Raw genomic sequence first — 24,616 nt, 5'->3', positions numbered from 1 at the left:
CTGAGCCGCGGGCGGCGGGAGAACCAATGGAATTCCTCACCGGTCTGTGGACCTACGTCATCCCTTTCCTGGTCGTCCTGACCGTGCTCGTGTTCGTTCACGAACTCGGGCACTACTGGGTCGCCCGCCGCAACGGCGTGCGCATCGAGACCTTCTCGATCGGGTTCGGTCCGGAGCTGTTCGGCCGCACGGATCGCGCGGGCACCCGGTGGAAATTCAGCGCGATCCCGCTGGGCGGCTACGTCAAGATGTTCGGCGACGCCGATGCGGCCAGCACGCCCAGCGGCGCGGTCCGGACCATGACCCCGCAGGAGCGCGAGGTTTCCTTCTTCCACAAGCGCCTTGGCCAGCGCGCCGCGATCGTGGCGGCCGGCCCGATCGCCAACTTCCTGTTCGCCATCATCGGCTTGGCGCTGCTGTTCTCGCTCTACGGCCAGCCCTACACGCCTCCGGATATCGGCACGGTGCAGGAGCAGAGCGCCGCCGCCCGCGCGGGGATCCTGCCGGGCGACGTCATCGTGGAGATCGACGGCCAGCCGATCGAGCGTTTCGAGGAGGTCCAGCAGATCGTCCGGTTCAACCAGGGAACCCCCCTGGCGTTGGTGGTCGAGCGCGACGGCAGCCGGGTGCCCCTGACGGTCACGCCCGAGATCACCCAGATCACGGACCGGATGGGCAATACCCATTCCATCGGCCTGCTGGGGATCGGCCGGGCCGGCATGGAGTACCGCAGGCACGATCCCCTGACGGCCATCTGGCAGGCCGGCCGGGAAACCGTAAACTTGACCGTGGGCACCCTGGGCGCCGTCGGTCAGATGATCTCCGGCTCGCGCGGGACCGAGGAGCTGGGCGGCCCGCTGCGCATCGCGCAGATGTCCGGCGAGGTGGCCCAGAGCGGCGTCGTGGCGCTGGTCTGGTTCATGGCGATCCTCTCGGTCAATCTCGGCCTCATCAACCTTTTTCCCATCCCGATGTTGGACGGGGGCCACTTGTTGTTCTATGCCGTCGAGGCGATCCGTGGTAAGCCGCTCGGCGACAGGGCTCAGGAGTATGGCTTTCGGATTGGTTTGGCCCTGGTGCTCACCTTGATGGTCTTCGCGACCTGGAACGATCTGGTGCACCTGCGTGTGGTCGACTTCTTCCGTGGCCTGATTTCCTGACGGGATAGGAAGTTATTGGGGGTTTCAGTTGGGGCTGAACAGGTTTTTGGCAGCCTGCGTGCTGGCTGCGTGCACGACGACGGCTACGTCGACCATCGCACTGGCCCAGGGACTGCCGACCGCGGTGGCGCAGGCCAATTTTTCCGGCGGCACCATTTCGGACATCCGGGTGGAAGGCACCCAGCGAATCGAGCCGACGACGGTACGTTCGTATCTGGTGGTCAGGCCCGGAGACCCTTTCAGCCCGTCGCGGATCGATGATTCGCTGAAGGCCCTGTTCGCCACCGGCCTGTTCGCGGACGTGACCCTGCGGCGCGATGGCAACACCCTCGTGGTCAATGTGGTCGAGAACCCGATCATCAATCGGATCGCGTTCGAGGGTAACCAGCGCATCGAGGACGCCGACCTGGAGCGCGAAGTCCAGCTTCGCCCCCGCGTCGTCTACACGCGGACGCGCGTCCAGAACGATGTCCAGCGCCTGCTCGAGATCTATCGGCGCAGCGGGCGCTTCGCCGCGACGGTCGAGCCGAAGGTGATCCAGTTGGACCAGAACCGCGTCGACCTGGTTTTCGAGATCGACGAGGGGGCCCGCACCGGCATTCGCCGGATCAACTTCATCGGCAACGAGATGTTCAGCGACAGCCGGCTACGGGAGGAGATCCAGACCCGTGAGTCGCGCTGGTACCGGTTCCTGACCACCGACGACACCTACGATCCCGACCGCCTGACCTTCGACCGCGACCGGCTGCGCCGCTTCTACCTGTCGCGCGGCTATGCGGATTTCCGGGTCGTCTCGGCGGTCGCCGAGCTGACGCCCGATCGCGACGGCTTCTTCATCACCTTCACGGTGGAGGAAGGCGAGCGCTACAAGTTCGGCAGGGTCGGGCTGGAAACCGAACTGCGCGACCTCGACGCCGAAAGCCTGCGCAACCGGCTGACCACCGAGGAAGGCGACTGGTACAACGCCGAGGAGGTCGAGACCTCGATCGCCAACCTGACCAACGCCGTCGGCGATCTGCAATATGCCTTCGTGGACATCCAGCCGCGGATCGTCCGCAACCGCGAGAGCCGGACGATCGACGTCGTCTACGAGATCGGCGAAGGCCCGCGCGTCTTCGTCGACCGGATCGACATCACCGGCAACGTCCGGACCTTGGACCGGGTGATCCGGCGCGAGATGCTGCTGGTCGAAGGCGATCCGTTCAACACGTCGAAGCTGAGGCGGTCGGAGCGCCGCATCCGCGACCTCGGGTTCTTCGAGCGGGTCAGCATCTCGACCGCGGAGGGCGTCCAGCCCGACCGGTCCGTCATCCAGGTCGACGTCCAGGAACAGTCCACCGGCGAGATCGAGATCGGCGCCGGCTTCTCCACGATCGACGGCCCGCTCGCCAATTTCGGCATCCGGGAGCGGAACCTGCTCGGCCGCGGCCAGGACCTGCGGTTCGCCGCGACCGTTTCGGGGCGGACGCAGGAGTTCGACCTCAGCTTCACCGAGCCCTATTTCCTGGAGCGCGACCTCGCGGCGGGCATCGACCTGTTCCGCATCACCCGCGACAACCAGGATGAAAGCTCCTACGACGAGGCCAATACCGGCATCGGCTTCAGGCTGGGTTATCCGCTGACCGAGCGCCTGCGCCAGCGGCTGAACTACACCCTGCAGCAGACGGAGATCGAGAACGTCGCGGCCGACGCCTCGCGCTTCATCCGGGAGCAGCAGGGAAGCCGCATCGTCTCGCTGGTCGGTCAGGAACTGCTGTACGACGCGCGCGACAGCCGGATCAACCCGACCGACGGCTACTTCATCCGCCTCAACAACGAGGTCGCGGGCCTGGGCGGCGACGCGCAGTTCTCGCGCAACCGGCTGGGTGCCGGCGTCTATTTCCCGGTGACCGAAGGAACGGTCCTCAGCTTCCTGGGCGAGGTCGGGTTCATCGTCGGCATCGGCGAGGACGTGGCGATTTCCGATCGCTTCTTCATTGGCGGCGACAGCCTGCGCGGCTTCGCTCCGGCCGGCATCGGCCCGCGCGAACTGGTCAGCGACGACAGCCTCGGCGGCAACCGGTTCGCCCGCGGCAGCGTCGAACTGGCCTTCCCGATCGGATTGCCGGACGAGTTCGGCGTGACCGGCCATACATTCAGCGACTTCGGCACCTTGGGCGATGTCGACGCGACGGCTCAGAACGCGAACGAACGCCTGGTCGATGACGACGCGATCCGGCTTTCGGTCGGCGCCGGCATTTCCTGGCGGTCGCCCCTCGGCCCCATCCGCGTCGATCTGGCCTTCCCGATCCTGAAGGAGGACTATGACAAGAGAGAGGAGTTCCGCTTCAGCTTCGGCACCAGGTTCTAGCCATGAAGCGTGATGCGGGCCCCATCAGGAGGCTTCTGATCGCCGCCGGCCTCGGCCTGGCCATCGCGGCCGGCCAGCCGGGCGGGGCGGCCGCCCAGCAGCTGCCAGCGACGGCGGTTGCCGTGGTCGATGTCCAGCAGATCATGCAAGTGTCGGCCGCGGCGCAAAGCATCCAGAAGCAGCTCGACGCCCAGCGCCAGACGTACCAGAAGGAAATCTCGAAGCAGGAGGAGAACCTGCGCGCGGCGGAACAGGAACTGGGCCGCCAGCGCTCCAACCTGGCCCCGGAGGCTTTCGAGCAGAAGCGGCGGGAATTCGAACAGCAGGTCGCCGACGTCCAGCGGTCGGTGCAGAACCGGAAACGCGTCCTCGATCAGGCGTTCAACGAGTCCATGAAGAAACTCCACGAGACGATGCTGGAGGTGGTCGCCGAGGTCGCCGGCGAGCAGAAGGCCAGCCTTGTGCTCGCCAAGCAGCAGGTCGTGATCGCCGAGAAGTCGCTTGACCTGACCGGCTCGGTGCTCGACCGTCTTAACAAGAAGCTGCCGTCGGTGGCGGTCACCGTACCCAAGAGTTGACTTGACCCACCGCCCGGATTTGGGAAAAAGCAGCCGATCGGAACCCAACGAAGAACGGAGCCATGCCGGACCCTCGCTTTTTTACCGCCGCAGGCCCCTTCACCCTCGAACGGCTGGCGGGCATCGCCGGCGCTGAACTGGCGACCGGGGCGGATCCCGCCGCCGAGTTCGCCGACGTCGCGCCGCTGGATACCGCCGGCCCCGGGGACGTCAGCTTCCTGGACAACAAGAAGTATGTCGGGACCTTCGAGGCGAGCCGGGCCGGTGCCTGCATCGTCCATCCCGACCTGGCGTCGAGGGCTCCGCCCGGCATGGCGCTGCTGGTGACGCCGAAGCCGTACCTGGGCTATGCCCTGGTCGCGCAGGCCTTCTATCCGGTGCCGGCGCCGAAGCCCGGAATCTCGCCCCGGGCCGTCGTCGATCCGACCGCCGAGATCGGGGAGGGGACGGAGATCGGTCCGGGCGCGGTCATCGGCGCCGGGGTGCGCATCGGCGCGCGCTGCCGGATCGCGCCGAACGCCGTGGTCGGCGACCGGGTGGAGGTCGGCGACGACACCACCATCGGAGCCTGCGCGTCGCTGAGCCATTGCCTCGTCGGGAGCCGGGTCACCATCTATCCAGGCGCCCGGATCGGCACCGACGGCTTCGGCTTCGCGATGGATCCCGCGGGTTATGTCCGGGTTCCGCAGCTTGGCCGGGTCATCGTCGAGGACGACGTGGAGATCGGGACCAATTCCACCATCGACCGGGGAGCGGGGCCCGATACGGTGATCGGCCGCGGGTCGATGATTGATAATCTGGTCCAGATCGGGCACAACGTGGCCATGGGGCCGGGGTGCGTGATCGTCGCGCAATCCGGAATCTCGGGCAGCACGCAGCTTGGTCATCACGTGGTCCTGGCGGCCCAGGCCGGTCTGGCCGGACACCTGAAGATCGGTGCCGGCGCGCGCATCGCCGCGAAGGCCGGCGTGATGCGTGACATTCCACCCGGTGCCGAGGTTGGAGGAGTCCCGTCGGTTCCCATGAAGCAATGGTTGCGTCAGGTCGCGGTGCTGGCGAACCTGACCCGCGGGAAATCTACCCGCCTCAAGGAAGAATGACATGGAAGTAACCTCCGCCAATCAGGCGACCGACCACCCGGACAGCGAAGAGCAGAGCGGCATCGACATCGACGTCCTGCGGGTCATGGAGATGATTCCGCACCGCTATCCCATGCTGATGATCGACCGCGTCACCAACGTCGTGGCAAATGTCAGCGCCGTGGGGGTCAAGAACGTCACGATCAACGAGCATTTCTTCCAGGGCCATTTCCCGCAGCGGCCGGTGATGCCGGGCGTCCTGATCGTCGAGGCGATGGCGCAGACCGCCGGGGTGCTGGTGGTGCATACGCTCGGAGCGGACGCCGAGGGCAAGCTCGTCTATTTCATGTCGATCGACGACGCGCGCTTCCGCAAGCCGGTCACCCCGGGCGACACCGTCTACATCCATGTGACCAAGCTGCAGCACCGCCGCAACGTCTGGAAGTTCAAGGGCGAGGCCAAGGTGAACGGCGTCCTCTGTTCGGAGGCGACCTTCGCCGCGATGATCCTGGATGAGTGAGCGACCCCCTGCCATGACCCAGAGCATCCATCCATCGGCGATTGTCGATCCGGCGGCCCGTATCGGTTCGTCCGTGGTGATCGGCCCCTTCTGCGTGGTCGGTGCCGACGTCGTGCTGGAGGATGGTGTCCGCCTGCATTCCCATGTGGTCGTCGAAGGTCGGACGAGGGTCGGCCCCGGCACCCAGATCTTCCCTTTCGCTTCGATCGGGCACGCTCCCCAGGACCTGAAGTTCCACGGCGAACCGTCGGAACTGATCATCGGCGCGAACAACCGCATCCGCGAGCATGTCACCATGAATCCCGGTACCGAAGGCGGCGGGATGGTGACCCGGGTCGGAGACAACTGCCTGTTCATGATGGCGTCCCATGTCGCCCATGACTGCATCATCGGCAACAACGTGATCCTGGCGAACAACGCCACCCTGGGCGGTCACGTCACGGTCGGCGACCACGCGATCCTGGGAGGCCTGTCGGCGGTCCACCAGTTCGTCCGGATCGGCGCCCATGCCATGATCGGCGGCATGTCCGGCGTCGAGCAGGACGTCATTCCGTTCGGGCTCGTGATGGGCGAGCGCGCGCGGCTGAACGGTCTCAACCTTGTCGGCCTGCAGCGCCGCGGCTTCGGCAAGGACGATATCCGCGCGCTGAGGGCCGCCTACAAGCTGCTGTTCGCCACCGAGAAGACGCTGGCCGAGCGGGTCGAGCAGGTCGGCGCCGAGTTCGGCGAACAGCCCGCCGTCGGGGATATCCTGTCCTTCATCCGCGCCGAGGCCTCGCGCCCGATCTGCCAGCCCCGCGCGGAGAATGCCTCCTAAGCTCGGCATCATCGCCGGGGGCGGCGACCTGCCGCTCCGGCTGGTCGAGGCCTGCCGTTCCGCCGGGCGCGAGGTCTTCGTGCTGGGGTTGGAGGGGCATGCCGACCCTGAGGGCGGAAAGCTGCCGGTCGACCGCTGGTCGCGGCTCGGCGCCGCGGGTGCCATGCTCGACGCCCTGCGCGAGGCGGGCGTCCGCGACATCGTCCTTGCCGGCCGGGTGCGCCGGCCCAGCCTGGCCGAGCTTAAGCCGGACTGGCGCGCGGCCCGCCTGTTCGCCCGCATCGGCGCCCGCGCCCTGGGCGACGACGGCCTCCTGCGGGCCGTGACCAGCGAATTGGAAGGCGAGGGTTTCCGGGTCGTGGCGACGCAGGACGTCTTCCGCGACCTGCTGACGCCAGCCGGGAACCTGGGGGCGTTCGCTCCGGACGCGCAGGCGGAGGTCGATATCGCCCGCGGGGTCGAAGTCATCCGCGCGCTGGGCCACCTGGATGTCGGGCAGGCGGTGATCGTGCAGCAGGGGATCGTCCTGGGTGTCGAGGCGATCGAGGGCACGGACGCCCTGATCGACCGCTGCGGGAGCCTGCGCCGCGAAGGACCCGGCGGGGTGCTCGTCAAGATGAGCAAGCCCGGGCAGGATACCCGCTTCGACCTTCCCACCGTCGGGGCCGTCACCGTCGAGCGCTGTGCCGCCGCGGGATTGCGCGGGATCGCCGTCGAAGCCGGAAAGAGCATCATGCTGGATCGCGAAACCATGGCCGGAGCGGCCGACGCCCGGGGCCTGTTCATCGTCGGCCTGGAAGTGCCGCAGTGACGGGAGAGGGACCTCTGATCTTCCTGATCGCCGGGGAGCCTTCGGGCGATCTCCTGGGCGCGCGACTGATGGCCGCCCTGAAGCGCCGTGCCGGAGGTCCCGTCCGGTTCGCCGGCATCGGCGGGGAGCGCATGATCGCCGAAGGGCTCGACACGCTGTTCCCCCTCCATGAACTGTCGCTGATGGGCATCGCGGAACTGGTGCCGAAGCTGCCCAACCTGATCCGGCGGCTGGCCCAGACCGCGGCGGAGATCCGCCGCCTCCGGCCGGACGTGGTCGTCACGATCGATGCGCCCGACTTCTGCTTTCGCATCGCGAAGCGGCTCAAGGGGCAGGGGATCCCGTTCGTGCATTACGTGGCTCCGAGCGTATGGGCGTGGCGGCCCGGGCGGGCGCGGAAAGTCGCCCGGGTGCTGGACCATCTGCTGGCGCTGCTTCCTTTCGAGCCGCCCTATTTCGAGCGGGAGGGCCTGCCCTGCACCTTCGTGGGGCATCCCATCGTCGAGGGAGGGGCCGCGTCGGGCGACGGCGCCCGGTTCCGCGCCGCCCACGGCATCGCGACGGCGGACCGGCTGCTGACGGTGCTGCCGGGCAGCCGGCGGAGCGAGATCAGCCGACTCCTGCCGGATTTCCGGGAGACGATCAGGCTCCTGGCGCCGCGCTATCCGGGTCTGGTGATTGCCGTCCCGACTGTTCCGCATGTGCGCGACAGCGTCGCCTCGGAGATATCCTCCTGGCCGGTACGGACGATCCTCGTCGAGGGGGACCAGGGCAAATACGATGCCTTCGCGGCATCGGAGGCGGCCTTGGCGGCTTCAGGCACGGTGGCGCTGGAACTGGCGCTGGCTCGCCTGCCGGCGGTGATCGCCTACCGCATGCATCCCGTCACGATCGGCCTGTACCGCCGCTTCATCCGCGTCAAGTACGCGAACCTCGTCAACATCATGCTGGATCGCATGCTGGTCCCGGAACTGCTGCAGGAGAACTGCACCCCGGAGAAGCTCGATGCCGCCGTCACGAAGCTGCTGGACGATCCGGAGGCTCGTCGGGAACAGCGGGAGGGGGTCGCCGAGGTGGCGCGGTGGCTGGGGCTTGGCGGGCCGCCGCCGAGCGAACGGGCCGCCGACGTGGTTCTCGCGGTCGTGAAGGGGCGGAAGGGGGCGGTATAACGTTAATTGGAAGGTCAGAAAAAAGGAGGGACACCTATGGCCAAGTTCCGCATGCTGCACACGATGCTCCGGGTCTACGACCTGGACAAGTCGATCGATTTCTACACCCGCCTGCTCGGCATGAAGCTGCTGCGCCGCAACGACTACGAGGGCGGCCGGTTCACCCTGGCTTTCGTCGGCTACGGCGAGGAGTCCGACCATACGGTCCTGGAACTCACCCACAACTGGGACCAGAAGGAACCCTATGATCTCGGCAGCGCCTACGGCCATATCGCGATCGGGGTGCCGGACATCTATGCCACCTGCAAGGAGCTGGAGGCGGAAGGGGTGAAGATCCCGCGCCCGCCCGGCCCGATGAAGCACGGCACGACGGTCATCGCCTTTATCGAGGACCCGGACGGCTACAAGGTCGAGCTGATCGAGCGGAGCTGACAGGAAAAAGGCGCCCTTTCCCGCACGGGGAGGGGCGCCCTTTCGCCGGTCCTTCCGGACAGGACGGATCGCCGGCCGATCACTGCCGCAGCAGGTACCAGAGCATACCGCCGACCGCGGCGATCAGCAGGACCAGCTTGACCAGGCGGATCAGCCGGAGGCGCATCGGCGCACGGTTGTCGTTCGCCGGCGTACCGAGATGCCGCGTTCCCCGCATCGTCGCGATCGCGACAGGGGGCTTCCGGGCGGATCCATCGGAACCGCCCGAGCCGAAATGAGGCGTGGTTCGCCGGTTAGCCACGCTCGTTCAGCGGAACGAACTGCCGGTGCGTCGCACCGGTATAGAGCTGACGCGGGCGGCCGATCTTCTGCCCCGGATCCTCGATCATTTCCTTCCACTGGGCGATCCAGCCGACGGTGCGGGCGACCGCGAACAGCACGGTGAACATGCTGGTGGGGAAGCCCATGGCCTTCAGGATGATGCCCGAATAGAAGTCGACGTTCGGGTAGAGCTTCTTCTCGATGAAGTAATCGTCCTCGAGCGCGATGCGCTCCAGTTCCATCGCGATGTCCAGCAGCGGATCGTTCTTGATGCCGAGCTCGCCGAGCACCTCGTGGCAGGTCTTGCGCATGACCTGCGCGCGGGGGTCGAAGTTCTTGTAGACCCGGTGGCCGAAGCCCATCAGGCGGAAGCTGTCGTTCTTGTCCTTGGCGCGCTTGATGAACTCGGGGATCCGGTCCTTGTCGCCGATCTCCTGCAGCATCTTCAGCACGGCCTCGTTGGCGCCGCCATGGGCGGGACCCCACAGGGACGCGATGCCGGCGGCGATGCAGGCGAACGGGTTGGCGCCCGACGAGCCGGCAAGGCGGACGGTCGAGGTCGAGGCGTTCTGCTCGTGGTCGGCGTGCAGGATGAAGATCCGGTCCATCGCCTTGGCCAGGATCGGGTTCACCTTGAACGTCTCGCAGGGCACGCCGAAGGTCATGTACAGGAAGTTCTCGGCATAGCTGAGATCGTTCCGCGGGTACATGAAGGGCTGTCCGACCGAGTACTTGTAGGCCATGGCCGCCATGGTCGGCAGCTTGGCGATCAGCCGGTGGGAGGCGATCATCCGCTGGTGCGGATCCTCGATGTCGGTGCTGTCGTGATAGAAGGACGACAGGGCGCCGGTCACGCCGCACAGGACCGCCATCGGGTGGGCGTCGCGGCGGAAGCCCCGCAGGAAGTAGTTGATCTGCTCATGGACCATCGTGTGGTAGGTGATGGTCTTGTCGAAGGTGGCGAGCTGGTCGGGCGAGGGCAGCTCGCCGTGGAGCAGCAGATAGCAGACTTCCAGGAAATTGCAGTTTTCGGCCAGATCCTCGATGGCATAGCCGCGGTGCAGCAGAATACCCTCATCGCCGTCGATGTAGGTGATCTTGGATTCGCAACTGCCGGTCGAGGTAAAGCCCGGATCGTAGGTGAAATATCCGGTTTCGGCATAAAGCTTGCGAATATCGATCACTTCCGGACCGGTCGTGCCTTCAAGTACCGGAAAGTTATAGGATTTCCCGGTGCTGTTATCAGTCAGCGTAACCGTTTTCTGGCTCATCTCGGCACTTCCTTGTGATTGCGGCCTCGGATTTCCCCGGACCGTCTCATATCAGGAGAGAATAATGCTGCAAAGCGGTCTTGGCAACGCAGCGCGTCGGCCCTAGCGCGGCTGCGCAACATCAGCAATGCGCGCGAGGGTTTCGGTTTTCCCTAATAACTCTGCAACCTCGAAAATGGGTGGAGAAATTGTCGAGCCCGACAACGCCGCCCTGAGCGGCTGCGCCACCTTGCCCAGCTTCAGACCCCGGTTCTCCGCGAATTCCCTTACTTTCGTCTCTATGTCGGTCGAATTCCAAGCGTCGAATGGCCGCAGCTCGTCCGCCAGATCGGCGAGCAGGGCGGCTCCGTCCCCGGCCACCAGGTCGGCCGCCTTTCCCGTCACCTCGATCGGCCTTGCTGCAACGTAGAATTGTGCAGACTCGGCGAGCTCGACAAGCGTCTTGGCCCGCTGCTTCAGGCCCGGCATGGCCCGCGTCAACAGGTCGCGTCCCGAAGGTCCGATCGTCCTGCCGAGCCTGGTCTCGATGATCGGCGTGATCAGCCCGGTCAGGCGGCCGTCATCGGCCAGCCGCATGTAGTGGGCGTTCAGGTTGTCCAGCTTGGCGAAGTCGAACCGGGACGGCGACCGCCCGATCCCGCCGAGGTCGAACCACTCGATCGCCTGCTCCGTCGAGATGATCTCGTCGTCGCCATGCCCCCAGCCGAGACGGAGCAGGTAGTTGCGTACCGCCTCGGGCAGGTAACCCATGTCCCTGTAGGCGTCAACACCCAGGGCACCGTGGCGTTTCGACAGTTTCGCGCCGTCGGCCCCATGAATGAGAGGGATATGCGCGAATTCGGGCAGGTCCCATCCCATGGCACGGTAGATCTGCACCTGACGGAAGGTGTTGGTCAGGTGGTCGTCGCCGCGGATCACATGGGTCACGTTCATGTCGTGGTCGTCCACCACGACCGACAGCATGTAGGTCGGCGTGCCGTCGGCCCGCAGCAGGACCATGTCGTCGAGCTGCGCGTTCTGCACCCGCACCTCGCCCTGGACATGGTCCTGGACGACGGTCTCGCCCTCCTGCGGCGCCTTCAGCCGGACCACCGGGGCGACCCCGGCGGGAGCTTCGGACGGGTCGCGGTCGCGCCAGCGGCCGTCGTATCGCATCGGCTGGCCCGCCGCCTTCTGTGCCGCGCGCATGGCTTCCAGCTCTTCCTGGCTGGCATAGCAGCGGTACGCGTGACCGGATTCCAGCATCCGATGGGCCACCTCGGCATGCCGGTCCCGCCGCTCGAACTGGGAGACGGCTTCGCCGTCCCAGTCGAGTTCCAGCCATTTCAGTCCGTCGAGGATCGCCTCGACCGCCGCGTCCGTGGAGCGGGCGCGATCGGTATCCTCGATGCGCAACAGGAAGGTGCCGCCGTGGTGGCGGGCGAACAGCCAATTGAAGAGGGCCGTACGCGCCCCGCCGATATGGAGAAACCCGGTGGGCGAGGGCGCAAAACGCGTGACGACGGACATCGTAACCGCAATTCCGATCTGCACTGACAAAATGGTAACGGCTGACATAGCACATAGGTGCCCGACATGCACCCCAACCGGCGGGATGATGGTAAGGCTTGCTCTGCATGCGCTCGCCGGCTGCCTCGCGGCGGAGCGGGACCGCTGGATCCTCTGGGTGCCGGTCGGCATCGGGATCGGCGTCGCCGGCTATTTCGCGCTGCCCGCCGAGCCTCCGGGATGGACCGGCCCGACCGCCGCGCTGCTCCTCGTCGCTGCGGCGGTCCTGGCGCGGCGCCGGGTGGCGGCGCCTCTCGCCTGCCTGGCGCTCCTGACGGTGGCGTTGGGCTTCGCAGCCGCCCAGATCCGGACGGCGTCGGTGGCGGCACCGATCCTGGCGCGGGAAATCGGCCCTGTGCCCCTGACCGGCCGGGTGATCGCCACCGACCGGCTGGAGAAGGGCGGCCGGATCCTGCTGGGCGACCTGTCGATCCCGCGGGTGGAGCCCGACGCGACGCCCCGCCTGGTCCGCGTGCGGCTGCGCGATGCCGCCCAGTTGCCGGCGCCGGGCGAGCGGGTTCGGATCCCTGCCGTGGTCGGCCCGCCCGGAGTCCCGGTGGCCCCCGGAGCCTACGACTTCGCCAGGACGGCCTTCTTCGCCGGAATCGGCGGGGTCGGATACGCGGTCGGGCGCGTGGAACGGGTGGAGCCGGTGCCGACCGGGCGCTGGGCCGACCTGATGGCCCGGTCCGAGCGCGTGCGCCTCGCCATGGCCCTGCGGATCGACGAGGCGGTGGGCGGCGCGGAAGGCGGGGTGATCGCGGCCCTGATGACCGGCCAGCAGACCGCCATTCCCGAGCAGGTGATGGAGGATTTCCGCGGGTCCGGCCTTGCCCACCTGCTCTCGATCTCCGGCCTTCACGTCGGGTTGGTCGCCGGCCTCGTGTTCTTCGCGGTCCGAGCCCTCCTGGCGCTGGTCGAGTCGGTGGCGCTGAACCGGCCGATCAAGAAGATCGCCGCCGTCGCCGCCATGGCGGCCGCCTTCTGCTACATGCTGGTGGTCGGCTCGCCGGTCCCTACCGAGCGCTCGGTGCTGATGACGGGGCTCGCGCTGGCCGCCATCCTGATGGACCGCAACCCGTTCAGCATGCGCCTGATCGCCTTCGCGGCGACGGTCCTCGTATTGAAGGAGCCGGAAAGCCTGCTCGGCGCCAGCTTCCAGATGTCCTTCGGCGCCGTCGTGGCCCTGATCGCGGCCTACGAGGTGATCAGCCCCCGGTGGACCCGGATGCGACGGGAGACGGGGCCGGTCGGGCGGGCGGCGCTCCACCTCGCCGGCATCGCGCTGACGTCGGTGATCGCGAGCCTCGCCACCACGCCCTTCTCGATGTTCCATTTCCAGCAGGTGCAGTACTACGGCGTGCTCGCCAACATGGTCGCCGTGCCGGTCACCTCGTTCTGGGTGATGCCGCTCTGCCTCGTCGTCTACCTGGCGATGCCGTTCGGCCTCGAACAGCTGCCGCTGACGGGCATGGGCTGGGGCGTCACGGTGATCATCGAGACCGCGCGGGTCACCGCCGATCTGCCGGGAGCGTCCCAACTGGTCGCGGCCATGCCCGGATTCGCCCTTCCCGTCATGGCTTGCGGCGGCTTGTGGCTGTCCATCTGGCGGCAATGGTGGCGCCTGCTGGGAATTCCACCTATTGTTGCCGGTCTCCTGACGCTGGCGCTGGACGACCGGCCCGACATCATGGTGGACGAGGCCGGCAAGCTGATGGCGGTCCGCGATGCGTCCGGCGCGCTCTCCCTGTCGTCGCGCAACGCCGGCCGTTTCGCCGCCGAGGTCTGGCTTCGCCGCGACGGGGCGCTCCAGGCCGGCGTCTGGCCGCGGCAGGGTACCGGCGCCGGCGGCATGCTGACCTGCGACGGGTTCGGCTGCCTCTATCGCTCGAAAGGCCACACCGTGGCGCTGGCAAGGTCCCGGCAGGTGCTGGCGGAGGACTGCGCGGTGGCCGACATCGTGATTTCCGCCGATCCGGCGCCGCGCGGCTGCGCCGCCGGATTGGTGATCGACCTCTGGAGACTGCGTCGCGACGGGCCCACGCGATCCGGCTGGAATCGGGGGCCGTGAAGGTCGATACGGTGGCCGCCCATCGCGGACGGCGCCCCTGGACGGGCGCCGTCGGAGTACCGCAAGAAGGCCGCGCGCGGTAGCGGTACGGCGAACTACCCCTTTCGGGCGCTGGCTTGATGGAGCCTTTCGGGTGTTTACACCTCTGACACGATGTTCAGAGGTGATTAATGCGTAAGCTCGTCCTTTCCATCTTCCTGTCCGGATCCCTGCTGGCCACCGCCGGCTGCGCGGACGGGATCGGCACGAAGCAGGGCGTGGGTACCCTGGGCGGTGCGGCGGCCGGCGGCTTGGCCGGGGCGCAGTTCGGCAAGGGCAGGGGACAGCTGGCGATGACCGCGGGCGGCGTCCTCCTCGGGGCGCTGCTCGGCGGCGAAGTCGGAAGGTCGCTCGACCGGGCCGACCAGGCCTATGCGACCCAGGCGGCCGACCGGGCCTATAGCGCGCCCGTCGGCGAGACCATCCGCTGGCAGAACCCGGAGAGCGGCAACTACGGGACGGTGACCCCGATCCGCGAAGGCCGAAACACGCAGACGGGGCAGTATTGCCGCGAGTTCAACCAGACGATCTATGTCGGCGGACGGGCGGAGCAGGCGACCGGCCGTGCCTGCCAGCAGCAGGACGGCACCTGGCAGATCGTCTCCTGACGCTGCCGGGCACCCGGGAGCGGAGAACCGCCGGGAAGGAGACCCCATGAGAAATCCGATCGCGGCGATCACCGTCATGGCGCTGGTCGCCGGATGCACGCCCTACGCCGGCGTCGGCTACGGCACCGGCTACAACGGCTTCAACGTCGGAACCGGGGTCAGTCTCTCCCCCGGTCTCCTGTCCGGCGGCGCCCTCGGGCTCGGCTCGGGAACCAAGCAGACCTTCGGGACGCTGGGCGGCGCGGCGCTGGGCGGCTTCGCCGGGTCCCGCATCGGCGGCGGGACGGGCAGGCTCGCGGCGGTCGGCGCGGGCACGCTGCTGGGGGCCTTCGTCGGCTCCGGCATCGGCGGATCGCTGGACCGGGCCGACGAGGCCTATGCCCGCCAGGCGGCGGCGCACGCCTATTCGGCGCCGGTCGGGATGCCGGTCCAGTGGAGCAATCCCCAGACCGGCAACATGGGAGCCATCCGGACCACGCGGGACGGCTGGTCGACCTCGGGCGCCTATTGCCGGGAGTTCCAGCAGCAGGTCGTGGTCGGCGGCAGGGCGCAGTCGGCCTTCGGTCAGGCCTGCCAGCAGCCGGACGGGACCTGGAGAATCGTCGGCTGATGCGGATATAGCCGTATGCTTTCGTTGTGGCGGCCGGCCCGAAACCCGATAATCGGTTTCCGGGAGCGAAACGCGAAAGAGCCGACATGCCGGCATATCGTATACTCATAGCCGACGACCACCCGCTGATGCGGGCGGCTCTCCGGCACGCCGTCGCCCAGTCCCTGCCGGACGCAGCCCTGATCGAGGCCGGGAACTTCGACCAGGTGATGGATATCGTCGGCAGCCGCCGGGACGCCATCGACCTGATCCTGCTCGACTTGCACATGCCGGGCATGAACGGCTTCATCGGCCTGTTCCTCCTGCGCGGCGAGCATCCGGCGATTCCGGTGATCGTCGTCTCCGCGCTGGAGGACGGGATGACGATCCAGCGCTCGCTGGAATACGGCGCCTCGGGCTTCGTTCCGAAATCGGCGCCGATCGAGACGATCTCCGAGGCGCTGCACGCCGTCCTGGAAGGCGGCGACTGGTTTCCCGCGATCGAGGGGGAAGCCCCGCCCGATCCGGTTCCCGACTCGGACTTCGCGGAACGCATCGCCTCCCTGACGCCGCAGCAGCTCCGCGTCCTCTCGGGGATCACGGCGGGCAAGCTGAACAAGCAGATCGCCTTCGAGCTCGCCGTATCCGAGGCGACCGTGAAGGCCCACGTGACCGTCATCCTGCGAAAGCTGGGCCTGCACAGCCGCACGCAGGTGATCATCGCCGCCGGGCGCCTCGTGGTCGAGGCTCCCCGCGACGAGCCCGTGGCCGGGCGGATCTCGCCGGCCTGACGGTATCGCCGACCCGACACGGCGGACTATTCCGCGGCTTGGCGGGCGCGTGCGACCAGCTGCGCCACGAGGGCCCGCAACGCGCCGGGGCGGAGCGGTTTGCGGGCCAGCGCGATGCCCCGGGCGGCGGCCTCTTCCTGGACCGCGTGACCATGGTCGGCGGTGATCAGGGCGGCCGGGACGGACGTTCCGAGGTGCCTTTCCAGCTCTTCCAGCGCATCGAGGCCGGTCGAGCCGAAATCGAGGTGGTAGTCGGTCAGGATGGCGTCGGGAATCCGCCCGTCCAGCGCCGCCAGCGCGCTCCGGGCGTCGGCGGCGGTCACCACGCGGCAGCCCCAGCCCTCCAGGAGGGTCGCCATGCCGCGCGACACGGCGGGGTCGTTGTCGATGCACAGGACCAGCGCCGCGCCGAAATCCCGGCTGGGCCGCCGGGAAGGCTGGCGCCGCAGGATCACGGCGGCGGCGGCATAGGGCACGTCGATCGCGAAGCAGCTTCCGCGGCCGCGCTCGGACCGGACCGTCACCTTGTGGCCCAGGATGCCGGCCAGGCGCTCGACGATGCTCAAGCCCAGCCCCAGCCCCTTGCCGCGTTCCGCCGGGACGTCGTCGAGCTGCCGGAACTCCACGAAGATGTCGTTCAGCTTGTCGTCGGGAATGCCGACGCCCGTGTCCCACACCTCGATCCGCAATCCGCCGCGCTTTCGACGGCAGCCGAGCAGGACCCGGCCGGACCCGGTATAGCGGATCGCGTTCGCCAGGAAGTTCTGCAGGATACGGCGGAGAAGGGCGGGATCGCTGCTCACCGCCGCGGTCGAGGCGACCATGCGGAGACCCAGCCCGTGCCGCGCGGCGAGCACGGTGAACTCGTCGCGGAGCGGGCCCAGCACGTCGTCGATGCGGAAATCGACCGTCTTGGCGGTCACGACGCCGGAATCCAGTTTGGAAACGTCCAGCAATTCGCCGAGCAGTTCCTCGACCGACCGCAGGGACGCGTCGACCTGGCCGATCAGCGGGTCGGCGTCCCGCTCGGCCAGGGCCGAAAGGAACAGGCGAGCCGCGTGGAGAGGCTGCATCAGGTCGTGGCCGGCGGCGGCCAGGAAGCGGGTCTTGCTCCGGTTGGCCCGCTCGGCCTCGGCCTTGGCCGCGGCAAGGTCGGAGGTGCGCTCCTCGATCCGCCGCTCCAGCCCCTCGTTCGCCTCCCGCAGGGCGGCGGCCGTCCGGTGGCGCTCGGTCACGTCGGTGCAGGTCATCACGAAGCCGCCGTCCGGCATCGGATCCGCCGCCACCTCCAGGACGGTGCCGTCGGGCTGCCGCCGCTCGAACCGTCCGGAGCGCACGAGCCCGCTTCCCATGATCTCGGACAGCGGCATGTCGGCTTTCAGCAGACCCTCGGGCAACCCGTTCAAGGCGACGAACCGCCGGTTCCAGGTCATCACCCTGTCGTCGCGATCGACGACGCAGACGCCCTGGTGGATGTTCTCCAGCGTCGCGCGCAGCAGGTCATGCTTGGCCAGGATCGCCTGGGAGGCCTCGTCCAGCATCGACCGCGCGTCGAGCGGCGACAGACGGCCGCCCTTCAGCATGCCGGCTACGACGATGCGGGCGGAGGCCGATCCCAGGGCCCCCGCCAGCAGGTTCTCGGTGAGCCGGACCGCTTCGGCATCGGCCTTGTCGAGCCATCCGGGCCGCCCGGCGAAGACGGCGTCGGCCCTCTCGCTGCCGACATAGCGGGCCGCCAGGGCATGAAGGTCGGCCACGCGGGTCATGCCCCGGACCGCACCGGACCTGCCGTCGGATCGCATCGCGACGAACCGCTCGGCCTGCTGCTTCTCGACGTCGCGCTGCGGAACCACGAGCGACAGGGCGACGTAGCAGGTCAGGTTCAGCCCGAGGCTCCACAGGACGGAATGGGTCAGCGGATCGGGGCCGGGCATGCCCAGCAGGGCGCGGGGATTCAGCCAGCCGACGCCCAGCGGTCCTTCCACCAGCAACGCGGCGTCCATCCAGCCGGCATCCGCCAGGGAGGGCAGCAGGGCGGTATAGGCCCAGACCGAAAAACCCGCGGCGATGCCGCCGATGGCCCCGGCGCGGTTGCCGCGCCGCCAGACCAAACCGCCGAACAGGGCCGGGGCGAACTGGGCCACGGCGGCGAACGAGACGAGACCGATGGTGGTCAGCGGGTACGCGGCGCCGATCAGCCGGTGGAAACCATACGCGAGCGCCAGGATGCCGACCACGGCGGACCGCCGGATGAGCAGCAGCATGCGCGCCGGATCGTCGCGCCACGCGGCGGTGCCCGGCCGCAGCCGGAGCAGGGCCGGGACCACGACGTCGTTGCAGACCATGGTGCTGAGCGTCACCGCGGCGACGATGATCATTCCGGTTCCGGCCGACAGTCCGCCGACGAAGGCGATCAGGGCGACGGCCGGCCAGCCCTCGGACATCGGGATCGACACCATGAAGGTGTCGGCGGAGACAGTGCCGTCCGGGAACAGCAGGACGCCGGCCAGCGCCACCGGCATCACGAACAGGTTGATCACCACGAGATAGAGCGGGAACAGCCTGGAGGCCGCCTTCACGTCGTCGACATGGACATTCTCCACCACCGCCACGTGGAACTGCCGCGGCAGGCACAGGATCGCGAAGGCGGAAAGCAGCGTCATGGTCCACCAGCTCCAGCGCCCCAGGTCCGGCACGAGCATCCCGCGCAGGTCGGGATGGGCCGAGACCCTCTCCCAAAGGGTGCCGGGGCCGCCCATGATCGCGAAGGTGACCACCCCGCCGACGATCAGGAAAGCCGCCAGCTTCACCACCGATTCGAAGGCGACCGCCAGCACGAGGCCGCGATGGTGTTCGTTGGCGTGGATGTGCCGGACGCCGAACAGGATCGAGAACACCGCCATCGCCGCGGTCACCAGCATCACGGTGTCGGTCGAGATCAGGCGGTCGCCGGCCTCGGCCCCGGTCAGGGCCTCGAAGCTGATCGTGATGGCCTTCAGCTGGAGCGCCAGATAGGGCATCACGCCGACCACCGCCGTGACGGTGACCAGCGCCGCCACGGTCTGGCTCTTGCCGTAGCGCGCCGCCAGGAAGTCGGAGATCGAGACGACGTTCTCCGCCTTGGCGATTCGGACCATCCGCGCAAGCACCCGGGAACCGAGGCCCAGCATCAGTATCGGGCCGAGATATATCGGCAGGAAATCGAAGCCGCTGACGCTGGCCCGTCCTACCGACCCGTAGAAGGTCCATGACGTGCAATAGACCGCCAGGCTCAGGGAGTAGAGGATCGGCGCCCTGGATGCGCCCCGGCCGGCCGAGGACCAGCGATCGCCCTGCCAGGCGACGGCGAACAAGACGCAAAGCGTCCCGAGCGACACGAGCGCAACGATCCAGGTCTCCATGACCCCCAACCCGCAAAATAATTTCGCCCCCTAGACCAAGGTCGGGGCTCCCAACGACGGGGCTCTAGTATTAAAGCTTGTTCACGATGAGGGCGGCCACGAAAAACAGCCTTCCGAGGAGACCCCGAATGCGACAAGAATTGACGCGCAAGATCAGAAACAACCCCAAATTCGCTGAACTAACCCAAAAGCGCACAAAGTTTGGTTGGCAACTGTCCATCCTGATGCTGGCGCTTTACTACGGCTTCATCCTGATCGTTGCTTTCTTCCCTTCGCTGCTCGGCGTTCCGGTCTACGGCGTGATCACGCTGGGCATTCCCTTCGGCATCGTGATCATCCTCTCGGCGTTCCTGCTGACCGGCATCTATGTGCGCCGCGCCAACAGCGAGTTCGACGAGCTGAACCGGCAGATCATCGAGGAGAGCAGGCAATGAGAATGACTCCGCGGGGAAGCGCGGCCTCGGGCGCCCTGGCGGCCCTTGGCGTCGCCTCCATCCTGACCGCTGCCGGCCCGGCCTTCGCCGCCGACGCGATCAGCGGCGCCGTCCAGCAGCAGGCGACCAACTGGACCGCCATCGTCATGTTCCTGGCCTTCGTGGCGGGAACGCTGGGGATCACCTACTGGGCCGCGTCCAAGACCAAGTCGGCCAAGGACTTCTACGCCGCCGGCGGCGGCATCACCGGTTTCCAGAACGGCCTGGCGATCGCCGGCGACTACATGTCGGCCGCCTCGTTCCTGGGCATCTCGGCGCTGGTCTACACCTCGGGCTTCGACGGGCTGATCTACTCGATCGGCTTCCTGGTCGGCTGGCCGATCATCCTGTTCCTGATCGCGGAGCAGCTGCGCAACCTCGGCAAGTACACCTTCGCCGACGTCGCCTCCTACCGCCTGCGGCAGACCCCCATCCGCACCCTCGCGGCCTCCGGCTCCCTGGTCGTCGTGGCGCTCTACCTGATCGCCCAGATGGTCGGCGCCGGCAAGCTCATCCAGCTCCTGTTCGGCTTGCAGTATGCCTATGCGGTCGTCCTGGTCGGCGTGCTGATGATCATGTACGTCACCTTCGGCGGCATGCTCGCCACCACCTGGGTGCAGATCATCAAGGCGGTCCTGCTGCTGTCCGGCGCCTCCTTCATGGCGATCATGGTGCTCGTCAACTACAACTTCAACGTCGGGGCGCTGTTCCAGGCGGCCGTGGACATCCATCCGAAGCATGTTTCGATCATGCAGCCCGGCACTCTCGTGAGCGATCCGATCTCGGCGATCTCGCTGGGCATCGCGCTGATGTTCGGCACCGCAGGATTGCCGCACATCCTGATGCGCTTCTTCACCGTCGCCGACGCCAAGGAAGCCCGCAAGTCGGTCTTCTACGCCACCGGCTTCATCGGCTACTTCTATATCCTGACCTTCATCATCGGCTTCGGCGCCATCGTCCTGCTGATGAACAATCCGGAATTCTTCCGGCCCGGTCCCGACGGTACGGTCAACCCGATCACCAACATGATCGGCGGCACCAACATGGCGGCCGTCCATCTCGCCCGCGCCGTCGGCGGCGACCTGTTCCTCGGCTTCATCTCGGCCGTCGCCTTCGCCACCATCCTGGCGGTGGTGTCGGGCCTGACCCTGGCCGGCGCGTCCGCCGTGTCGCACGATCTCTACGCCTCCGTGTTCCGCCGCGGCCGGGTGAACGAGCAGCAGGAGATCCGGGTTTCCAAGATCGCGACCGTCTGCCTCGGCGTCCTGGCGATCATCCTGGGCATCGCCTTCGAGCAGCAGAACATCGCCTTCATGGTGGGCCTCGCCTTCGCGATCGCCGCCTCGGCCAACTTCCCGATCATCTTCCTGTCGATGTTCTGGAGCAAGCTGACCACCCGCGGCGCCCTGATCGGCGGCTTCATGGGGCTGATCAGCGCCACCGTGATGGTCATCCTGGGGCCGACCGTCTGGGAAAGCGTGCTCGCCCACCCCAAGGGCAGCGCTCCCTTCCCCTACGACAACCCGGCGATCTTCTCGGTCACCCTGGCGTTCTTCGGATCCTGGCTGTTCTCGGTGCTGGACAAGAGCCAGAACGCGGCCGACGAGGAGCGGGCGTTCGAAGCCCAGTACATCCGCTCCCAGACCGGCATCGGCGCGGAAGGGGCATCGGCCCACTGAGCTTCAACCGGCGGGCCTTGGGAGGGCGTTCGACAGGCCCTTCCGACCGACCAACCGCGACGCCCCGGGAAGATATCTTCCCGGGGCGTTTTCCTTGTGCCACCCTCGTGACGCTGAGACACCGGTAAGCCTTTGAAACCGTCGATTTTCCTTTCCAGGAACATCGTGAGGTGGCATGTGTTTTGGGCCAAAACAACCTGATCCGAAACAAGCAGACGAGGAGGATTTCATGTCGCCTGAACAGGAAGACCGGATCAAGCAGCGGGCTTACGAGATCTGGGAGCGCGAAGGGCGCCCGGACGGGCGCGGCGACGTGCACTGGCACATGGCCGTGCAGGAAATCAGGGCCGAGGATGGCTGGGTCGACGATGCCGCCGATCCTGCCGCCCCGACCGACGATCTCGGCCGTCAACTGGGATCCGCGGAAGCGGCCCTATCGACCGACGGCTCCGCCGCGGAGGAGGCGCCGCCGGCCGAGGCACCGCCGGCCCGCAAGCCCCGTGCCCGGAAGGCCGCGGCGCCCAAGGCCGAGGAGGCGCCGCCGCCAGAGCCGAAGGCGAAGGGCAGGAAGGCAGCCCTGCCCAAGACCGCGTCGGACGCGCCCAAGGGCGCTTCGGAGAAGCCGAAACGTTCGGCGAAGGCCTGACGCGGCCGCCGCATCGCCGCTTGCCCCGGTCGCAGCGATGCCGCCCGGTCGTTCCGGACGGCATCATACGGCTTTTTCCTCCAGGTCCGCCTCCTGGAGCCGGACCTCAGATCCGGTGCGTGGTCGTCGTCGTGGTGTTGTGGCCCACCTCGGTGTCCTTCGCGGCGAACCCGAAGTAAGCGGCGGCGATGGCGATGACGGCATGCAGCCACACGTCGTGGCCATAAAGCGGGATCAGGCCGAAGGTCGTGTTCAGCCCCGGGATGAGGCCCATGACCGCCAGGACGGCATAGATCACCGCCACGGCCCGGGAATAGCTGCGCGCGCCGGCATAGCTCCGGTAGGCGGCGATACCCCAGATGCCGAAGGCGATATGGACGACGTTGTGAAGGATATTGACCGGGAACAGGCCGAACAGGCGACCGAAGTTCTCGGTCACTTCCACGTCGGCAGTGTGTTCAGGCATGTGCATCAGCCCGGGAACGAAGCCGGCGACGCCGATCAGAAGGAATACGATTCCCAAGACGAGTGAGAAGTAGCGTGTGCTCATGGCTGGATTTCCCCAAAGGTTGCACTGGACGTGTCTCGCCGCCCAACAGTGCGAAATCCTCAGGGTTCCCAAAATCCTTCGCGTCTCGAGTCGTGGCGGACCCGTCGGATTTGTCAGTCTTTCCGCGGGTTCAGAACCTGTTCCAGGGAGGCCGCCTCCATGGCCCGTCGAACCATCAGGGTGATGGAACCGGGATCCAGACGTGATACGTGACTCCGAACTTCGCTCGGAACCGGGCCGAAGCGGTATTCGAGCATCTCAAGCAACGGTTCCGTCTTGCCTTCCGCGCGCCCATCGGCTTTGCCGTCCGCGTAGAGTCGTTGCGCCATCGTCGCCACTTCGTCGCGCTCCGCTTTCGACAAGGGGGCCGTAAGCATGTCCAGGGTTGGCCGATCCAGATCGGTATAGACATTGATCATGTAGATAAAAAGCTGGACGATCCTGTCGTCGCGATAGACCTCGTCGGTGGCCAAGGCAAGCAGCCGGCGTCGAAAGTCCCCTCCGGTCAGCGCGATCCAGCGCAGGAACTTGGACAGCACGGCGGATGTCGGGCGCCCGCGGCCGTCATGTTCGATCAGGACCAGGACAAGCGCGCTGCCGCCGCTTCGCAAGCCTATGCGGTAGAAAAGCAGCACAGGGGAGTCGGGTGACATGAGGTCCACGATCTCGGGCGGCAGTCGCTCGCGCAGGAAGATCCCGGCGATGGCCGGGCGACCAAGCAAAGTCGTTTCGGTATGATCGTGGTGGGAACTGCCGCCTGTCGTACGGCTCTTCTGGACTGCATCGGCATGTCCCGCAAGGCGGTCCAGGTGCGTCCGGTTGTCGCCCGGGGGTTCCTGCTACTGGTGCTGGTTCAAAAGCTTGCGCTCCACCGTCTGGAGGTGGCGGCGCATCGCCTGGGCGGCCTGCTCCATGTCCCGATCCGCGATGGCGGCCACGATCGCCTCGTGCTCCGCGAAGCTGTGGTGCTGGGGATCGGGCTGAGTCCTGTTGGCGCGGAGGCGTCCCCAGGCCACCGCGCGCCGGACGGCGTTGAGCGTGTCGAAGATGGTCAGCAGGAGCGTGTTCCGCGTGGCCTCGGCGATCGACCGGTGAAGGCGGTTGTCCCAGCTCTCGTACTGGCGCCAGGTGGTCGCCGTCCGTGACCGCGCCATGCAGGTCCGCATTTCCGCGATGTCCGCCGCCGTCGCGTTGAGCGCCGCCATCCGCGCGATCTCCGGCTCGATGAGCAGCCGCGTCTGCATGACCTCGGCCGGATTGGTCCTGCTGGTCGTGACGGAAAGGTCGGCCAGGCTCTCCGTCGGCCGGCTGCCGATGAAGGTGCCCTTGCCGACATGGCGCCACAACTGACCTTCCGCCTCCAGGGTCGCCAGGGCCTTGCGCAGCTCGCCGCGGCTGACTCCGAGCTGCCGGCAGAGTTCCCGTTCGGGCGGCAGGCGGCTGTCCACCGTCAGCGGCGCCTGCGCCAGGAATGCCCGGAGCTGGGTCAGCGTGCCTTGCGGATCGACACCGTTGGTCGTCATGAAGCCTCAACCAATTTCGTGATTGGTCAGTCATGATCTTCAAACCAAACTCAGAAATCAAGCCATATCGCTTGACTCGATCTTAAACCAAGCTTTACCATTCATTCATTGGTTAAGAATGGTCGGGATCAACCCGGCCCGCGGGTACAGCCCGCAGATATCCGGTGACTGGCGAACCTATAGGGAGGAA

The 24,616-nt window shown here is 67.2% G+C and carries 23 protein-coding genes; 16 read left to right on the top strand and 7 right to left on the bottom strand.

Going from position 1 to position 24,616, the window contains the following annotated elements:
• Positions 1–26 precede the first annotated feature (26 nt).
• The 9 genes from rseP (at position 27) to gloA (ending at position 8,916) form a co-directional block, all read left to right on the top strand.
• Positions 27–1,160 (top strand): RIP metalloprotease RseP, encoded by a 1,134-nt coding sequence (gene rseP / locus IGS68_RS13250; RefSeq protein ID WP_201080683.1) that lies wholly within the window; start codon positions 27–29, stop codon positions 1,158–1,160.
• A gap of 58 nt (positions 1,161–1,218) precedes the next feature.
• Entirely contained in the window at positions 1,219–3,510 is a 2,292-nt protein-coding gene (bamA, locus tag IGS68_RS13245; protein WP_247881314.1) for an outer membrane protein assembly factor BamA, read from the top strand.
• Positions 3,511–3,512: 2 nt separating this feature from the next.
• Entirely contained in the window at positions 3,513–4,088 is a 576-nt protein-coding gene (locus IGS68_RS13240) for an OmpH/Skp family outer membrane protein (protein WP_201080681.1), read from the top strand.
• Between the two features lie 62 nt (positions 4,089–4,150).
• On the top strand, positions 4,151–5,188 hold the full coding sequence (gene lpxD, locus IGS68_RS13235; RefSeq protein ID WP_201080679.1) for a UDP-3-O-(3-hydroxymyristoyl)glucosamine N-acyltransferase: 1,038 nt from the start codon (positions 4,151–4,153) through the stop codon (positions 5,186–5,188).
• A gap of 1 nt (position 5,189) precedes the next feature.
• Positions 5,190–5,687 (top strand): 3-hydroxyacyl-ACP dehydratase FabZ, encoded by a 498-nt coding sequence (fabZ, locus tag IGS68_RS13230; RefSeq protein WP_201080677.1) that lies wholly within the window; start codon positions 5,190–5,192, stop codon positions 5,685–5,687.
• Positions 5,688–5,700: 13 nt separating this feature from the next.
• The gene (gene lpxA / locus IGS68_RS13225; protein ID WP_201080675.1) at positions 5,701–6,504 is read left to right on the top strand and encodes an acyl-ACP--UDP-N-acetylglucosamine O-acyltransferase; all 804 of its coding nucleotides are present in this window, start codon (positions 5,701–5,703) and stop codon (positions 6,502–6,504) included.
• Positions 6,494–7,315 (top strand): LpxI family protein, encoded by an 822-nt coding sequence (locus tag IGS68_RS13220; RefSeq protein WP_201080673.1) that lies wholly within the window; start codon positions 6,494–6,496, stop codon positions 7,313–7,315. The genes lpxA and IGS68_RS13220 overlap by 11 nt, the downstream gene beginning before the upstream one ends.
• Before the next feature lie 68 nt (positions 7,316–7,383).
• Positions 7,384–8,484: a lipid-A-disaccharide synthase gene (lpxB, locus tag IGS68_RS13215; protein WP_371821912.1), complete on the top strand. Its 1,101-nt coding sequence runs from the start codon at positions 7,384–7,386 to the stop codon at positions 8,482–8,484.
• Between the two features lie 36 nt (positions 8,485–8,520).
• Complete coding sequence (gloA, locus tag IGS68_RS13210) at positions 8,521–8,916, top strand: lactoylglutathione lyase (RefSeq protein WP_201080669.1); 396 nt, start codon at positions 8,521–8,523, stop codon at positions 8,914–8,916.
• Between the two features lie 79 nt (positions 8,917–8,995).
• Here the strand turns inward: gloA and IGS68_RS13205 are convergent, their stop codons facing one another.
• The 3 genes from IGS68_RS13205 to gltX all read right to left on the bottom strand — a co-directional run bounded on the left by IGS68_RS13205 (position 8,996) and on the right by gltX (position 12,017).
• A complete protein-coding gene (locus IGS68_RS13205; RefSeq protein WP_201080667.1) occupies positions 8,996–9,133 on the bottom strand; it encodes a hypothetical protein in 138 nt (45 codons plus the stop codon).
• A gap of 76 nt (positions 9,134–9,209) precedes the next feature.
• Positions 9,210–10,508: a citrate synthase gene (gltA, locus tag IGS68_RS13200; RefSeq protein ID WP_201080665.1), complete on the bottom strand. Its 1,299-nt coding sequence runs from the start codon at positions 10,506–10,508 to the stop codon at positions 9,210–9,212.
• A 102-nt stretch (positions 10,509–10,610) separates the two neighbouring features.
• Complete coding sequence (gene gltX, locus IGS68_RS13195) at positions 10,611–12,017, bottom strand: glutamate--tRNA ligase (protein ID WP_201080663.1); 1,407 nt, start codon at positions 12,015–12,017, stop codon at positions 10,611–10,613.
• 85 nt (positions 12,018–12,102) lie between these two features.
• Between gltX and IGS68_RS13190 the strand changes: the two genes are divergently transcribed.
• The 4 genes from IGS68_RS13190 (at position 12,103) to IGS68_RS13175 (ending at position 16,154) form a co-directional block, all read left to right on the top strand.
• Positions 12,103–14,127: a ComEC/Rec2 family competence protein gene (locus tag IGS68_RS13190; protein WP_201080661.1), complete on the top strand. Its 2,025-nt coding sequence runs from the start codon at positions 12,103–12,105 to the stop codon at positions 14,125–14,127.
• Positions 14,128–14,297: 170 nt separating this feature from the next.
• Complete coding sequence (locus IGS68_RS13185) at positions 14,298–14,774, top strand: RT0821/Lpp0805 family surface protein (protein ID WP_201080659.1); 477 nt, start codon at positions 14,298–14,300, stop codon at positions 14,772–14,774.
• Positions 14,775–14,820: 46 nt separating this feature from the next.
• Positions 14,821–15,384, top strand: a complete 564-nt coding sequence (locus IGS68_RS13180; protein WP_247881313.1) for an RT0821/Lpp0805 family surface protein — start codon at positions 14,821–14,823, stop codon at positions 15,382–15,384.
• A gap of 86 nt (positions 15,385–15,470) precedes the next feature.
• Entirely contained in the window at positions 15,471–16,154 is a 684-nt protein-coding gene (locus IGS68_RS13175) for a response regulator transcription factor (protein ID WP_201080657.1), read from the top strand.
• A gap of 26 nt (positions 16,155–16,180) precedes the next feature.
• On the opposite strand, the gene IGS68_RS13170 is transcribed toward IGS68_RS13175, so the two are convergent.
• Positions 16,181–19,555: a PAS domain-containing hybrid sensor histidine kinase/response regulator gene (locus tag IGS68_RS13170; protein WP_201080655.1), complete on the bottom strand. Its 3,375-nt coding sequence runs from the start codon at positions 19,553–19,555 to the stop codon at positions 16,181–16,183.
• A 128-nt stretch (positions 19,556–19,683) separates the two neighbouring features.
• On the opposite strand from IGS68_RS13170, the gene IGS68_RS13165 reads away from it, so the two are divergent.
• The 3 genes from IGS68_RS13165 (at position 19,684) to IGS68_RS13155 (ending at position 22,353) form a co-directional block, all read left to right on the top strand.
• Positions 19,684–19,989, top strand: a complete 306-nt coding sequence (locus tag IGS68_RS13165; protein WP_201080653.1) for a DUF485 domain-containing protein — start codon at positions 19,684–19,686, stop codon at positions 19,987–19,989.
• A 2-nt stretch (positions 19,990–19,991) separates the two neighbouring features.
• Positions 19,992–21,707: a cation acetate symporter gene (locus IGS68_RS13160; protein ID WP_412766139.1), complete on the top strand. Its 1,716-nt coding sequence runs from the start codon at positions 19,992–19,994 to the stop codon at positions 21,705–21,707.
• Positions 21,708–21,936: 229 nt separating this feature from the next.
• Entirely contained in the window at positions 21,937–22,353 is a 417-nt protein-coding gene (locus tag IGS68_RS13155) for a DUF2934 domain-containing protein (protein WP_201080649.1), read from the top strand.
• A 106-nt stretch (positions 22,354–22,459) separates the two neighbouring features.
• On the opposite strand, the gene IGS68_RS13150 is transcribed toward IGS68_RS13155, so the two are convergent.
• The 3 genes from IGS68_RS13150 to IGS68_RS13140 form a co-directional block, all read right to left on the bottom strand.
• Positions 22,460–22,903, bottom strand: coding sequence for a DUF4383 domain-containing protein (locus IGS68_RS13150; protein ID WP_201080647.1), 444 nt, complete (start codon positions 22,901–22,903; stop codon positions 22,460–22,462).
• Between the two features lie 113 nt (positions 22,904–23,016).
• A complete protein-coding gene (locus IGS68_RS13145; protein ID WP_201080645.1) occupies positions 23,017–23,625 on the bottom strand; it encodes an RpnC/YadD family protein in 609 nt (202 codons plus the stop codon).
• A 117-nt stretch (positions 23,626–23,742) separates the two neighbouring features.
• Entirely contained in the window at positions 23,743–24,426 is a 684-nt protein-coding gene (locus IGS68_RS13140) for a FadR/GntR family transcriptional regulator (RefSeq protein WP_201080643.1), read from the bottom strand.
• Positions 24,427–24,616 lie beyond the last annotated feature (190 nt).

The organism is Skermanella sp. TT6 (assembly GCF_016653635.2).
GTDB classification, from domain to species: domain Bacteria; phylum Pseudomonadota; class Alphaproteobacteria; order Azospirillales; family Azospirillaceae; genus Skermanella; species Skermanella cutis.
This window is presented reverse-complemented; position numbering and strand designations above follow the sequence as displayed.

Coding starts and splice junctions, on each gene's coding strand:
- rseP (WP_201080683.1), top strand. CDS start 27: ATGGAATTCCTCACCGGTCTGTGGACCTACGTCATCCCTTTCCTGGTC.
- IGS68_RS13160 (WP_412766139.1), top strand. CDS start 19,992: ATGACTCCGCGGGGAAGCGCGGCCTCGGGCGCCCTGGCGGCCCTTGGC.
- lpxB (WP_371821912.1), top strand. CDS start 7,384: ATGGCCGCCCTGAAGCGCCGTGCCGGAGGTCCCGTCCGGTTCGCCGGC.
- fabZ (WP_201080677.1), top strand. CDS start 5,190: ATGGAAGTAACCTCCGCCAATCAGGCGACCGACCACCCGGACAGCGAA.
- IGS68_RS13205 (WP_201080667.1), bottom strand. CDS start 9,133: ATGCGGGGAACGCGGCATCTCGGTACGCCGGCGAACGACAACCGTGCG.
- IGS68_RS13155 (WP_201080649.1), top strand. CDS start 21,937: ATGTCGCCTGAACAGGAAGACCGGATCAAGCAGCGGGCTTACGAGATC.
- IGS68_RS13150 (WP_201080647.1), bottom strand. CDS start 22,903: ATGAGCACACGCTACTTCTCACTCGTCTTGGGAATCGTATTCCTTCTG.
- gltA (WP_201080665.1), bottom strand. CDS start 10,508: ATGAGCCAGAAAACGGTTACGCTGACTGATAACAGCACCGGGAAATCC.
- IGS68_RS13175 (WP_201080657.1), top strand. CDS start 15,471: ATGCCGGCATATCGTATACTCATAGCCGACGACCACCCGCTGATGCGG.
- IGS68_RS13180 (WP_247881313.1), top strand. CDS start 14,821: ATGAGAAATCCGATCGCGGCGATCACCGTCATGGCGCTGGTCGCCGGA.
- IGS68_RS13220 (WP_201080673.1), top strand. CDS start 6,494: ATGCCTCCTAAGCTCGGCATCATCGCCGGGGGCGGCGACCTGCCGCTC.
- gltX (WP_201080663.1), bottom strand. CDS start 12,017: ATGTCCGTCGTCACGCGTTTTGCGCCCTCGCCCACCGGGTTTCTCCAT.
- IGS68_RS13140 (WP_201080643.1), bottom strand. CDS start 24,426: ATGACGACCAACGGTGTCGATCCGCAAGGCACGCTGACCCAGCTCCGG.
- IGS68_RS13165 (WP_201080653.1), top strand. CDS start 19,684: ATGCGACAAGAATTGACGCGCAAGATCAGAAACAACCCCAAATTCGCT.
- IGS68_RS13185 (WP_201080659.1), top strand. CDS start 14,298: ATGCGTAAGCTCGTCCTTTCCATCTTCCTGTCCGGATCCCTGCTGGCC.
- IGS68_RS13240 (WP_201080681.1), top strand. CDS start 3,513: ATGAAGCGTGATGCGGGCCCCATCAGGAGGCTTCTGATCGCCGCCGGC.
- IGS68_RS13170 (WP_201080655.1), bottom strand. CDS start 19,555: ATGGAGACCTGGATCGTTGCGCTCGTGTCGCTCGGGACGCTTTGCGTC.
- lpxD (WP_201080679.1), top strand. CDS start 4,151: ATGCCGGACCCTCGCTTTTTTACCGCCGCAGGCCCCTTCACCCTCGAA.
- lpxA (WP_201080675.1), top strand. CDS start 5,701: ATGACCCAGAGCATCCATCCATCGGCGATTGTCGATCCGGCGGCCCGT.
- gloA (WP_201080669.1), top strand. CDS start 8,521: ATGGCCAAGTTCCGCATGCTGCACACGATGCTCCGGGTCTACGACCTG.
- IGS68_RS13190 (WP_201080661.1), top strand. CDS start 12,103: ATGATGGTAAGGCTTGCTCTGCATGCGCTCGCCGGCTGCCTCGCGGCG.